This window comes from Leptospira mtsangambouensis (assembly GCF_004770475.1).
GTDB lineage: Bacteria > Spirochaetota > Leptospiria > Leptospirales > Leptospiraceae > Leptospira_A > Leptospira_A mtsangambouensis.
Genome location: NZ_RQHK01000017.1, coordinates 841,981 through 855,115 on the forward strand (window position 1 = coordinate 841,981; position 13,135 = coordinate 855,115).

The 13,135-nt window shown below is 37.1% G+C and carries 9 protein-coding genes; 6 read left to right on the forward strand and 3 right to left on the reverse strand.

The window, feature by feature from the left end:
• The first annotated feature begins 4 nt into the window (after positions 1 to 4).
• On the forward strand, positions 5 to 793 hold the full coding sequence (locus EHR01_RS16460) for a M15 family metallopeptidase (protein WP_135697415.1): 789 nt from the start codon (positions 5 to 7) through the stop codon (positions 791 to 793).
• Here the strand turns inward: EHR01_RS16460 and galE are convergent.
• Entirely contained in the window at positions 788 to 1,756 is a 969-nt protein-coding gene (galE, locus tag EHR01_RS16465; protein WP_135696291.1) for a UDP-glucose 4-epimerase GalE, read from the reverse strand. The two genes, EHR01_RS16460 and galE, sit on opposite strands and share 6 nt — an antisense overlap.
• The gene (gene lpxA, locus EHR01_RS16470) at positions 1,753 to 2,559 is read right to left on the reverse strand and encodes an acyl-ACP--UDP-N-acetylglucosamine O-acyltransferase (protein ID WP_135696294.1); all 807 of its coding nucleotides are present in this window, start codon (positions 2,557 to 2,559) and stop codon (positions 1,753 to 1,755) included. The genes galE and lpxA overlap by 4 nt, the downstream gene beginning before the upstream one ends.
• 143 nt (positions 2,560 to 2,702) lie before the next feature.
• Between lpxA and EHR01_RS16475 the strand changes: the two genes are divergently transcribed.
• On the forward strand, positions 2,703 to 3,011 hold the full coding sequence (locus EHR01_RS16475) for an Hpt domain-containing protein (protein WP_100719194.1): 309 nt from the start codon (positions 2,703 to 2,705) through the stop codon (positions 3,009 to 3,011).
• Positions 3,012 to 3,017: 6 nt separating this feature from the next.
• Here EHR01_RS16475 and EHR01_RS16480 read toward each other — a convergent pair whose 3' ends face one another.
• The gene (locus EHR01_RS16480; protein ID WP_135696296.1) at positions 3,018 to 4,415 is read right to left on the reverse strand and encodes a DUF6938 domain-containing protein; all 1,398 of its coding nucleotides are present in this window, start codon (positions 4,413 to 4,415) and stop codon (positions 3,018 to 3,020) included.
• Between the two features lie 89 nt (positions 4,416 to 4,504).
• On the opposite strand from EHR01_RS16480, the gene EHR01_RS16485 reads away from it, so the two are divergent.
• From EHR01_RS16485 to EHR01_RS16500, 4 genes are all read left to right on the forward strand, one after another.
• Positions 4,505 to 5,686, forward strand: coding sequence for an acetyl-CoA C-acetyltransferase (locus EHR01_RS16485; protein WP_135696299.1), 1,182 nt, complete (start codon positions 4,505 to 4,507; stop codon positions 5,684 to 5,686).
• A gap of 214 nt (positions 5,687 to 5,900) precedes the next feature.
• Positions 5,901 to 8,966, forward strand: coding sequence for a peptidase domain-containing ABC transporter (locus EHR01_RS16490; protein WP_135696302.1), 3,066 nt, complete (start codon positions 5,901 to 5,903; stop codon positions 8,964 to 8,966).
• Positions 8,956 to 10,062 carry a beta-barrel domain-containing protein gene (locus EHR01_RS16495; RefSeq protein WP_244310158.1) on the forward strand — a complete coding sequence of 369 codons (1,107 nt, stop codon included), beginning with the start codon at positions 8,956 to 8,958 and terminating at the stop codon, positions 10,060 to 10,062. Before EHR01_RS16490 ends, EHR01_RS16495 begins: the two co-directional genes overlap by 11 nt.
• Before the next feature lie 2 nt (positions 10,063 to 10,064).
• Positions 10,065 to 13,130, forward strand: coding sequence for an ATP-binding cassette domain-containing protein (locus EHR01_RS16500; RefSeq protein WP_135696305.1), 3,066 nt, complete (start codon positions 10,065 to 10,067; stop codon positions 13,128 to 13,130).
• Positions 13,131 to 13,135 lie beyond the last annotated feature (5 nt).

The window sequence follows — 13,135 nt, forward strand, 5'->3', positions numbered from 1 at the left end:
AACTATGTTGCGAACTAAGTATATTTCCCTTTTGTTTGTTTCTTTCTTTTTGGTCTGCGGAGAAAAACCTGTCAAACCTTCCAAAACAGATTTGTATTTAGGAATTGAAAAAACAGTTTATCTGACAGGTAAGTTTAATTCACCAGGCCCACTAGCACCCGTTATCTTAGAGGAAAATGAAAAAGAACATTTCCTTCGTCCAGAAGTCAAAAAAGCTCTCCATCAAATGGTAAATGATTTTGAAGATTCTAAACCAACTTCTTACAAACAACATATCTTTTTGGTATCTTCGTTTCGCAATTTTAGCCACCAAAAAGGAATTTGGGAATCAAAGTTCACTGGTAAAAAGGCAATGCGTCTTCCCATCAATGGAAAATCGCAAGAAGAGATCATCGGTTTGATTTTGGAATTTTCCAGTGCTCCAGGAACTTCTCGTCATCACTGGGGAACCGATTTTGATATCAATGCATTAGATAATGCTTATTTTGAAGATAAGGGAAAAGGAAAAATCCTTTATGATTGGCTAAAACAAAATGCATCCAAATATGGGTTTTGCCAACCTTACAGTAGTTTATCGACAAGGAACAATAAAGGATACCAAGAAGAAAAATGGCATTGGTCTTATGCTCCTATCTCCAATCAATTAGCAAAAGAATGGATTAAGGGATTCTCTTCAGGTGAGATTCAATTGAACGGAAGTTTTTTAGGGGCTGAAGTTCTTGGAGACCGGGCTTTGGATTATGTTCGTTCCATAAACCCGGATTGTGAAAAAATTCAGAGTCCTTCTTTATAAGTTTTTATAAAGATTCCACATACTAGAAAGCAGAGTTTTAGCATCGCTGTGTTCTGGTTTCCAATTGAGGAGTTCTCTTGCTTTTGCAGAAGATGCTAAAAGTTTTGCAGGGTCTCCTGCTCGCCTAGGGCCTGTTTTGTGAGAAATGGTTTTTCCTACTACTTTTTCCGAAAGGTCAGCCATTTCTTTCACCGAATATCCAGATTCCGAACCTAAATTAACCGTTAAACTTTCGTTTTTCGACATGATGTAGTTTAGTGCCAAAACATGGGCCTTTGCTAAATCAGAAACATGGATGTAGTCACGAACACAGGTTCCATCCTCAGTATCATAATCGGTTCCAAAAATTTCATAACCGTTGCGAATTCCGGAGGCAGCTTCCATGATGATGGGTAATAAATTAGCAGGAGTTTTTTCGATTCCTTTGATTCTACCTTTTGGATCGTAACCAGCAGCATTGAAATAACGCAATCGAGCCGATTTTAAACCTTTTAATTTATCAAACCACTCTAAGTTTTCTTCGATACATAACTTTGTATATCCATAGTAATTTTCTGGATTCAAAGGATGTTTTTCATCGATCGGAAGATATTTTGGTGCTCCATAAACAGCTGCAGAAGAAGAAAAAACAAAATACTTACATCCATACTTTACCATTGCATCTAACAAGGTGAAGGTTCCATTTAAGTTGTTCATTGTATACTTAAGTGGATCTGTCATGGATTCACCGGCGGCCTTCCATGCCGCAAAGTGAAACACAGCATCAATCTTTTTTGCGAAAGTTTGTTTTAAAATTTCGGGGTTTTGGATTTCCCCTTTAATGAACTCATTTCCAGGAAACAAATTTGCTTCGTTACCTTTCTCCATATCGTCCACAACGAGGATTTCATGGCCAAGTTCCATCAGTTCTAAAACAATATGGCTTCCAATGTAACCGGCTCCCCCGGTAACGAGCACTCTCATTCTTCGTCAGATCCACCAGATACAAAACGGTGATCGACTACTCCACGTTTGCTTGTTTCAAAGAATTCAATGATCTTTTGAACTTCAGGTGCTGGGTTTGTATCTTTTTTGAGTTCTGTAAGAGCTTGTTTGGTATTAAGGCCACTGTGATAAATTACTTTGTAAACACGTTTGATTGCCAAACGAACATCTGCAGAAATACCGGCACGTTTCATACCGACAACATTTAAACTCACAACGGAACCAGGGTGTCCATCTACTGTTGCATAAGGAGGAACATCTTTTACTACCTTTGTTAGACCAGCTAACATTGCATAATCAGATACTCGCACAAATTGGTGGACACCAACGGAACCAGATATAAAAACTTTATGACCAATGACAACATGGCCTGCAAGCATTGTGTTTTGGACCATAATGTTATGGTCACCAACGATCACATCGTGAGCAAGGTGGACATTTCCCATAAGATAGTTATGATTTCCAATGGTTGTAGCTTTTCCTTCTACGGTTCCTCGGTGCAAAATGACATTTTCCCGAAAATGATTATGGTCTCCAATTTCCAAATAGGTCTTTGTTTCCGGTTTGAAGGCTAAATCTTGAGGCAATCCGCCGTAACTTCCCCCCGAAGATAGTTTGTTGAACTTACCGATCCTTGTTCCTGATAGGATTTTGACATGGGATTCGATGACGGTTCCTTCTCCGATTTTGACATCTTTCTCAATGATACAAAACGGTCCAACTTCTACGGACTCATGGAGTTCCGCCTTTGGATCGATGATGGCAGTGGGGTGAATTTTCATAGTGTTTTACAAAAAAAACCGATTCGGAAGGCATGCAAATGATTTTTTAAAATGTAATTTACACGCTTTTGTGCGTCTGTTTTCTTTTGGTAGGGTGGTGTAACTTGCTAATCGATTGGTTGCGTATAGAATCTTTAGTGGACATGAATGATCCTGAGGACCGGGCCTGGTTAAAAGAGATGATCACCTCTCTTTTGGAAAACATGGCAACTCGGATAGAAAATCTAAACCGTCTTTTGGTCTCCAAAGAACCGAAGGACTTACAAGCAGAGTTACACCAAATCAAAGGTGTTGCAGCCAATTTTGGTTTGGCAGCTCTTTCAGAGGTTGTGGTCAAAGCAGAAGCCTTTGCAAAAACCGGTGAGATTGACGCCTCTGTGGAAGAAGGAAAAAAAATTGCGGCGATATGGGAATCAACCAGACAAGAACTAGAAAAAAAGTTTTCTACTTAAACTAACTTAATTTGCGGTTGCCATTTCGACAGCCGCCTTGCTTCCGTTATAGATTCCTTCCAAAGTATTTCTGATTACAGACTCGTTCATCCGCAGTAACAAATCATCCGATTCGGTAAATATGTGAATGAGTTCTTTTGCATGACTGGCCTCTCTACATTCCACAGTACCTTCCCCAAGTTCTAAGGAACGAACCACTGAGGCAGCTTCATGATCACCCACTCTGCGAATAAAAAGTTTGGGAACTGGATAAAAGGCAAGTTCCGATGGTTTTGTCACAAGAACATCAGAAACACGAATCAATCTGTCAGTGGCAGAAAAAGCTTCTGTATGTGAAGGAAAATGAAATAATACAACCGGTGGATTGTTTTCGTTATCTTCAGAACGTAATGGATGTCGTCCAATAAACTGAATCAAATCTTCCCAAACATTGATCGAAAGATAAGGAATCTTTTGGACAATCAGAAATTCTTCAATCGCTTTTAAAACTTTTGTATGATCTCCTGTATTGATCCAAAAAACAGCCTTTTTGTTCAGTAGGTGTTTTTTTGAGAGTCGTATTAAATCTAATACATAACCTTTTTGGGCACCGGCTCCTCCAATGGGGATGAGAAACCTTCGACATTTATTCGCATCAATCCTACGAACTCGATTTTCACTATCAGTCACTGCGTTTGATACAATCTCTTCAGAAACCCAATGTCCAGCCACAGCTATGTTTTCTTTGGGAACACCCATCTGGATAAACTTGGAATAGGAGGAAGGAGATTGGACTAGGTTGAGTGCTTTCGGTACCAATAAATAATACTGCGGAAAGTTATCACAAACGAGATGGATTATTTTTTGAAATCCAGAGGCAGCTGCAATTTGACCATTTAACGGATATGTGGTGATGACTGGCGAGTCTGTCGGAATACCATTCATAAGCCCCTTATATAATTCTGCCAGTTGGCATGAAAGTTCCAGAGAAGTGAGATTTCCTTGGGACATAAGCCCACCCCAAAGCCATTCCACCGGTCCCCCAATCTCTGCACTCAATCTTGAAAAATAACTATAACCGGAATCGATGTCGGCGATCGCAGTGGCTTCTGGGGATTGGATGGCAAGAAGGTCATGTAAGTATGTGGGAATTTGTTTTTTTAAAGAATGAGAATAAACAGAGAGCGCCATGCGGTGGTGGCCGTAACCCATACGAATGCTTCCCACAACCAATCGTTTTTGGAGAGTTTGGTTTCCCTTGTCTGAGATAAGGTCCAAACCCGGATAGAGCGGAGAAGGGGAAGAGAACAAAGGAACAGTCGTATTGCCGATTGAATAACGTTTTTGGAGGATTCCGCGAATCAGACCTGCGGTTTGTTTGGATAAAAAGCCGGTTTCCAGGCCGAACATGGGTTCTCGATTCATGCAGGAAGTCTATCCATCTCCGGTTCCCTTTCAAGTGAAATTTCAATTCTTAGCTGACAGGTGACTAAATTTGACCATTCCTGGTATCTATGGAACAAGTTTATATTTTGGGCGGACTCAGATCCGCATTCGGTAGTTTTGGCGGAACTCTCAAAGATATGAGTGCCGTAGACCTTGGAGTGGAAGTCTCCAAAGCCGCACTTCAAAAAACCGGTGTGGATCCTTCTCTCATTGAAGAAAGTATTTTTGGGAATGTCATTCCCACAGGAAAAGACGGAATCTATTTAGCACGACACATTGGTTTGAAATCTGGTGTTCCGATTGCAAGCCCTGCACTCACCCTCAACAGACTTTGTGGTTCGGGAATGGAAGCAGTCATCCAAGCGGCAAAAAAAATTATGTTAGGTGAGGCACATACAGTTCTTGCTGGCGGTGTTGAATCCATGAGTAACGCACCTTATGTGGTACGTAATGCAAGATTTGGAGTTCGTTATGGAAATTCTGAATTTGAAGATTCATTGGCAACTGGTTTAACAGATATTTATGTTGAACTTCCGATGGGAATGACTGCAGAAAATTTATCTGACCAATATAAAATCTCTAGAGAAGAACAAGATCTTTGGGCTGCGACTTCACAAGAAAGAGCAGAAGAAGCAACAAACAAAGGTATCTTAAAAGAAGAAATTCATCCCATTACGATTAATGGAAAAAATCCAATTGTGTTTGATAAAGATGAGTTCATCAAAGGAAAAGCCGGTGCTACAAAATTAGCAACATTGAAACCTGCTTTCAAAAAAGATGGAACCGTCACTGCTGGAAACGCATCCGGAATCAATGATGGAGCATCCGCATTGATTGTGGCTTCTGCTTCCCAAGCAAAAAAATTAGGTAAAGAACCTTTGGCCATTGTGAAGTCATGGGGACATGCTGGTTGTGATCCCGCTAAGATGGGAATTGGTCCTGCTGTTGCCATCCCTGCTGCTTTACAAAAAGCCGGAATTAGTTTGAAGGATGTTGGTCTTGTAGAAGTAAACGAAGCGTTTGCCGCACAGTACTTAGCAGTCCAAAAAGAACTAGGACTTGATCCTAAAATTACCAATGTGAATGGTGGTGCCGTTGCGATTGGACATCCACTCGGAGCTTCTGGAAACCGTGTGACTTTGACATTGGCATTAGAGATGCAAAGACGAGGAGTCAAATACGGAGTTGCCTCACTTTGTATTGGTGGTGGACAAGGGATTGCCATCGTTTTAGAAAATCCCAAAGCATAACCTTCTAGTTTAGAAAACTTCCGAGTTGTCAGCTTGGACCTTTCCCCGGCAGTGATTTCTGCCAGGTGGAAGGAGGACTTCTCGGATGTAAAATACCAATATCTGCTTAGGACTCAGTCGATTTTCGTCGATGTTAGTAGTAATGCATGGATTTGGAATCCTCTTTGGAATGGTGTTTCCTAGAGCCTCAAATCCACATTTAGCGGATCATTAAATGCAATCGGAAGTTAGGCGAAATCTTGAAAAAATCCGCACTGTGTTTCGCAGTAATTATTTACTTGCGGAGCTCGACGAAGTCGAACGGGAAAACCTGCTCCCTTATATCGAAGTACGTTTTGTTCGCTTAGGGCAACATTTAATCAAAGCCAACCAAATGCCCGATCACATCCATTTTGTCTTAACAGGCAGATTTGGAATGAAACAAAACAAACAGGATCTAAGTTTAGGAAGATATGCTTTTGTCGAAGTTGGTGAGTCGATAGGGGAAAGAATCACGCTGACTAAAACCCCATCAAAACATGATTATTATGCTTTAGAACCTTCGATTGTTTTACTCCTACCTACATCTCGTTTTTTAAAGTTAGTTGAATCGCATCCTGAAATTGCTGAGAAAGCAAAACACAGAGAAGAAGAACAAGAAAAATTTCATTACGTACGTAAACTTAGTTTCTTTGATGAATTATCTCCAGAAGAGATCAAACTCATTCTAAAGTCCATCCAGTTGGTAAAAGTTGGGCAAGGGGATTTTATTTTTGCCGAAGGCGAAGACGGAGATGCCGCATACATTGTTCGATCAGGAAAAATTCAGATTCGGACAGAAAATCCAAGGAAAATTATCTCGATTATGCGTTCAGGAGATATCTTAGGTGAAATTGCTATCTTCAAACAACAGAAACGATTGGCGAGTGCCGTTGCTTCAGAAGATTCCGATTTATATAAAATTCCTGGATCTATTTTTCGTAAGGTCATTGGAGTTGAAAAAGGAAACAAGTTAGAAGAAATTGTTCAATCGCGTTTACTTCGTTATTCGACATACAAGGCAAAAGAAAAAGAAGAAAACACGATACGGCCTTTTGTTTCAAAACGTTTTGAATTTAGAAAGGCCACCAAAAAGATTTTTATAGAACAGGTTACAACAGACCAAATGACTTTAGCAGGTTTGGTTTGTTCAGAATTGGCATTAAGAACCTTTGATAAACCTTTGCCGGCCAACTGGAAAATCAGAATTAAAAACGAATTAAGCAGAAATATTGTTCCCGGTATTTTTGAATTAGCAATCGAATTAGAAAAATTAGGTTTTTTAACAAAACAACAACACCTAATCACAGATCAACTTTCTGAATTAGAAAATCCAGTTTTTATTACTGATGATGAAAGTGTACCTTGTCTTTTGTATTTATATGATAAAGATTTAGATGCAGTTCTGATCTCTCATCCTATCAAAGGTGTGTATGAACTTTCTATTTCTCAATTTTTGAATATCTGGGATGGGGTGGTTCTTCAGTTTTCTCCAGCACCTGCGGCTATGTCAGCCGATGTGAGTTTGATTAGTTTTTTCAAAGAACTTAGATTGTTGTTCAGCCCTCAAAAAAGAGAAATCCGTTGGATTTTGGTAGCAACTGTTTTTTCAGCTTTATTGACTTTATCATTACCGTATTTGATCCGTCAGGTGGTAGATCAGGTATTGGTTTTTTCAGACAGAAACTTTTTGTTTACCATAGTATTTGGTGTTGCACTTGCAATATTTTTCCAAACATTATTTTCTCTATTCCGCAATTTGATCGCAATTGGTCTTATGCAAAGTTTGGAATACAATTATTTTGTTCGATTTTTTCAACATATATTGAATTTAACCTTACCTGAATTTAGAAAATTTGAAACTGGAGACTTTACTCAAAGGTTAAAAGAAAATCAAAGAATACTCGAGATTACTCAAAGATCTGGATTATTTTTGATATTGGATTTGGTGACATTACCAATTTATCTTTTTATTTTATTTCGATTAGATATAAGTCTTACTTTTGTTGGTCTTTTCTTTTTAGTCATTTATTCCTTATTTGTAGTTCGATCGAGTGCAAAAATTAAAAAATTACAAAAACATAGTTTTGAATCCAAAAAGAAAACAACTTCCTTTTTTCTTTCCTTATTTGCTGGGATGCCATTGATCAAAGCAGCTGCTATGGAAAGTCGGTATCTTTCTAAGGGGTTAAATGAAATTGCAAGAACCATTCTCACCAACCTACGAGTTGGAAAACGAGTACATATATTGGAGTTGATGAGTAAGTTTTTTGAACAAATTGGTTTAATTTCTGTGATTGCCTTTGGTGTCAGTGATGTGTTAGCTGAAACACTTACACTGGGAAGTTTTTTAGCTTTCCTTGTTTTGTATTCCCTTCTTATGGAGCCTATTGTTCGGCTTTGTCATGTATATGAAGATTTAAGTGAACTGAGAGAGTCGAGAATGCGCCTTACGGAGATTTATTCGTTACCTGGAGAAATCGTCAGCCAACGTCCGTTTGGTGAATTACCAAGATTGACAGGAAAAATTACCTTAGACCATATTAGTTTTCGTTATACGGAAACAAGCCCTAATATACTTTCTGATATCAATTTGGAAATTGAAGCAGGTGAAAAGATTGCGATCGTAGGGAGGAGTGGTTGTGGAAAATCAACTTTAATGCGAATCATGATGGGTACATTATCGCCCACGAAAGGAAAGGTTTTTGTTGATTCCTTTGATCTTTCCACCCTAGATCCGGAAGAAGTAAGAATACAATTTGGTGCCGTCGAACAGAATCCCATATTATTTTCGGGTACAATTGCCGAGAATTTATCTAAAAAAAATCCATCATTGAATCAAGAATCATTACTCGCTGGTGCAAAGTTAGCTTCGGTAGATCACTTTGTAGATCGATTTCCAATGAAGTATGAAACAAAAATTGGAGAATCGGGAATTGGACTCTCAGGTGGACAAAGGCAACGATTGGCAATCGCAAGGGCACTTGTTACAAATCCGAGTATTTTGTTTTTGGATGAGCCCACTTCTGCTTTAGATTCCGAAACAGAATCGCATATCCAATCACAATGGGAAACTGTATTCCAAGATAGAACTGTCATTCAAATTTCGCATAGACTCCATAGTACGGTAAGTGCTGATAAGATCATTGTGTTAGATGAAGGGCGTATTGTTGAGATGGGAACTCATGCGGAGTTAATTACAACAAAAGGATTTTATTATCATTTGTTCCCAACATTAAGCGAAGGGGATAATGATGTTTAAAAAATTTAAAAACATAAAAGAAACTGATTCTAATTGGGAATCAAGACATTCTGCATCCTATTATGATGAGTTATTAAAACACCCTGCACCAAATTGGGAAAGAAAAGGAATTTATCTACTCACAATATTTTTTCTATGTTTTGTTTTGTTCTTAGTATTTGGGAAAGTAGATGTTATTGTTCAAGCATCAGGGTCGATTCGGCCAAAAGGGAACTACCATGTAGTGGAAGCTTTAGAAACTGGAACTCTTACAAATTTATATGTAAAATCAGGGGACTTTCTTAAAAAAGGAGATCCCATTATGGAGTTAGAATTTTCCGAACAACAAATTGAATTATCGAAAGATGCCAATAACTTAGACTATGAAGAAAAAAAATTACAAAGGCTTGTACGAAACAAACGAGAAGCAGAGAAAATTTTAAAAAACTTAGCCTATAATTTGGAAAACAATTCCGGTTCTGCTTTATCTGGTGGAGTTTTAAATAAATTTGTAAGCTTAAAAAAAGCTCATATGGATTTTCAGAATGGTGTTGGAGCAAAATTTATTTATGATCAAAGTTTGTTAGAGTTTAATGAGGAATTTGGAAATTTAAAAGATGAGATCCAAAGAGAAGAGAATATTATTTCAAGTCTTAGAGGGGACACAAAGTTAAAAAGAGAACGAGTAGCTAATGCTATTATTCGAATGCCTTTTTCTGGAATTATTGGCGAACTTTCTGTAAATAACGTTGGGCAGAATATAATCAGAGGTCAAACGGTCGCTTCGTTAATGGAAGAAGGTCAACCATTAGAGGCCATTGTTGAGGTCAGTAGCAAAGATATTGGAGCAGTTCGGATTGGTTTATCATCTGTAATTAAAGTTAAAGCCTTTCATCAGAATGATTTTGGTGTAGTGGAAGGGACTGTTTCTCAAATTATCCCCAATACAAAAGAAAAGGATTCATTTTCAGTAGTATTGATTTTGGGAACACAAGATTTGAACCAAGATGGTAAAGAATTTCAATTGTTTCCTGGTTTGAAAGTTATGGCCGACATTATCATTGATCGGAAGAGTATTTATCAAATTTTATTTCGTTATGCGGATCCTAGGAATTAATTTTGAAGAAAAATACAAAAGAAATTTCTAAGTTAGTTGCTGAGGATGAGTTTTTATCCAAACTATCTGCGGAGGATTTTAAAAAGTTTCTTGGATTATTTGAATTTAGGTCTTTCGTAGCAAATGACCGAGTAGGGGGAAGTGAATATGAACTAACTCCTATGCTCATCGTAGAAACAGGAAGAATTCAGGTTAAATTAAAAATCAATGAAAAAGAACTATTAATAAAAACCTTAACGGAAGGTTCTTTTTATGGCATTGCAGAATTCACTTCTGATTCATTGAAAAAACAACTTTTTCAAATAGAAGAAAATTCAAAGGTTAGAGCATTATCCCCAATTCAGTTTTTAAAATTTATTGAATCCGACAAAAAGAGAAAACAGTTATGGGTTGAATATAAAGAAAACATTCAACTTCGAGATGAACTAAGAATACATCCATATTTTAGAAAATTATCAAATCTTGAAATTCAAGATTTGGCCAAAGTACTGATTAAACGAAAAGTTAGTTCTGGGCAAATTTTAATCAAAGAGGGAAGTAAAAGTTCTTCCTTGTTTTTTATTCGATCGGGTCGATTCAAAGTTACTAAATCCACTTGGCAGAAAGATTATTTTTCATTTGTCGAAGCAGGTTCTGTGTTAGGTGAAATGGGGGTTTTGGAAAAAAAAGCACGGAATGCAACCGTTACTGCAGTAGAGGATAGTTTTGTTTATGAACTTTCATCAAAAGATGCGAGTCAGTTTTTTAAAAAATCAGAAAGTTTATTAATTACAATTCGCTCCATTATGAGCGAAAGAAAATTAAACTTAGGTGACGGTTCGGAAGAGGATATCTATGAAGCTTCGAACATTTATGAAGAAGACAAATTTCATTTTTTACCAAAGTTAAAATTTTCGCCACCACTCAGAAACCAAATCAGTTTTCCTTTTATATTACAAGATGGAAAGTCACAATCAGGCGATGCATGTCGAAAAATGATTTTCCGTTATTGGGGATTTTCATTTGCAGATTATGATGCTGATCCTACATTTCCTGACTTTGATCCTGACATCAGGCCAAACCATTGGAAAAATAGTTTTGGGGAAGAGAAGGGGGATTGTTATTTTGTAAATTGGAAAGAACATGAATTAGAATTAACGAATATTCCAACGATTGGATTTATCGAAAATTCTAAATATGTTATCGTAAAAGCGATTGAGAAAAAAAGAGTTCAGATTTTGGATCCTGAGTTTGGGGAAGTAAACCTTTCAAGGGAAGATTGGGAGCAGAAGTCTTCTAATGTAGTTATCTATTTTATCCCTAAACAAAAACCAGATCAAAAGTGGGAATGGAAGAATAAATTTTTTTCTGGGTTGGCAGAATACTTTTTGCCGGCAATTAAATATTTAAAAGCAGGAATTGTTGCTAGTTTTGTGATTAAGGGTTTAGAAGTTTTTATTCCATTGGTCAATTTGTATTTGATAGATGCAGTTTTGTTACAAGAGAATAAAGAGTTTTTTTTTCCTGTCATCATCGCAGTTGTTTTACTTAGTTTTTCTCAATCCTTTCTTTCGTATTTTAGATCAAATGTAATTTTTTTTACTAGCAATCGTGTTAATCAAACAATTGCAATTCGGTTTTTGGTTAAATTGATTTCATTACCTATTTCATTTTTTGAAAGAAATCGTAAGGGAGAAATTTTAAATCGTTGGGAAGAAATTGAATCGGTAATTTTGTTTTTTTCAGATCAAGGAGCAATGAAATTTTTTGATTTGATTTTCAGCTCACTTGTATTTTTTATTTTTCTTTTCCTTTCACCGGTGTTATTGATTATCATTGGATTTTTGATTTTACCAGAGATGTTAATTCTTCGTGCGCTGACACCGAAAGTCATTGAAGAAACTAAAAAAGAATCATTGAAAAAATCAGAAACCCTAAGTTACTTCATCGAAACAATCAACGGATTTGAGACAATTAAAAATTTGGGTGCTACTTATTCTCATCGTTGGGACTTTGAAAAGCGGCTGACGGCTCAATTAAATTCGGAAGGTAAGAAATTGTTTTACTCTAACTTACTTTTTACAAATACTGAATTTTTTAAACAAATCACAGTAGTTATTGTTATGTTAGTTGGTAGTATTCTCATTCTAAATGACAAATTGACATTGGGAACTCTTTATGCAATCATTGGACTAGTTGCCTATATTCGAAATCCTCTTGTATCCTTATATAGCGATTTTTTGAAATTTCAAAAAGCCAACGTGTCTTGGAACAGGTTGCGCAGTTTTGAATCTTTGGATAGCGAAATTACAGATCGTGATAATTTGTTTAAAGTTGATTTACCCGAAGTGAAAGGTAATATCGAATTTAATAATCTAAGTTTTTCGTATGATACCCTGAAACCTGAATCTGGAATTCGAAATTTAAATATCAAAATCCAAGCTGGTAAAAAAGTCGCCTTTGTGGGACGAAGTGGTAGTGGAAAATCGACTATACTAAAATTGATTCTTGGGTTATACAAACCACAAGAAGGTGAGATCATCATTGATGATGTTTCTTTGGATGAAGTTTGGTTGCCTAGTTTGCGAACAAAGATAGGTGTTTTATTTCAGGAAAATCCTCTGATTGCAGGTACAGTTCGAGAAAACATTTCAATCACAAAACCAGAGGCAACTCTCAGCGAAGTAGTGGATGCGGCGAAACTTGCTTGCATACATGATGATATCGTCAAACTACCGCTTGGTTATGATACGGAAATTTCGGAACGAGGTTTTATTTTTTCCGGTGGTCAAAAACAAAGAGTTTCGCTTGCTCGATTGTTTTTACAAAAACCCAGTTTATTATTATTGGATGAACCAACCTCTTCGTTGGATAAAGAAACAGAAGCAAGAATTCTGTCTCATATCAATTCTGTCTTCACCGATTCTACCATTATTACTGTTGCCCATCGATTGGATACAATCCGCAATTATGACCAAATTTTTGTCTTAGAACGTGGAAAATTAGAAGGAAAAGGGACACACAAAGAGTTACTTTCTAAGAGTGGAATTTACCAATTACTTCATTCCAAACAGGAAGCCATCCGATAATTGAG

Excerpts from the sequence above, each read along its gene's own strand:
- EHR01_RS16460 (WP_135697415.1), top strand. The coding sequence starts at position 5 with ATGTTGCGAACTAAGTATATTTCCCTTTTGTTTGTTTCTTTCTTTTTG.
- galE (WP_135696291.1), bottom strand. The coding sequence starts at position 1,756 with ATGAGAGTGCTCGTTACCGGGGGAGCCGGTTACATTGGAAGCCATATT.
- lpxA (WP_135696294.1), bottom strand. The coding sequence starts at position 2,559 with ATGAAAATTCACCCCACTGCCATCATCGATCCAAAGGCGGAACTCCAT.
- EHR01_RS16475 (WP_100719194.1), top strand. The coding sequence starts at position 2,703 with ATGAATGATCCTGAGGACCGGGCCTGGTTAAAAGAGATGATCACCTCT.
- EHR01_RS16480 (WP_135696296.1), bottom strand. The coding sequence starts at position 4,415 with ATGAATCGAGAACCCATGTTCGGCCTGGAAACCGGCTTTTTATCCAAA.
- EHR01_RS16485 (WP_135696299.1), top strand. The coding sequence starts at position 4,505 with ATGGAACAAGTTTATATTTTGGGCGGACTCAGATCCGCATTCGGTAGT.
- EHR01_RS16490 (WP_135696302.1), top strand. The coding sequence starts at position 5,901 with ATGCAATCGGAAGTTAGGCGAAATCTTGAAAAAATCCGCACTGTGTTT.
- EHR01_RS16495 (WP_244310158.1), top strand. The coding sequence starts at position 8,956 with ATGATGTTTAAAAAATTTAAAAACATAAAAGAAACTGATTCTAATTGG.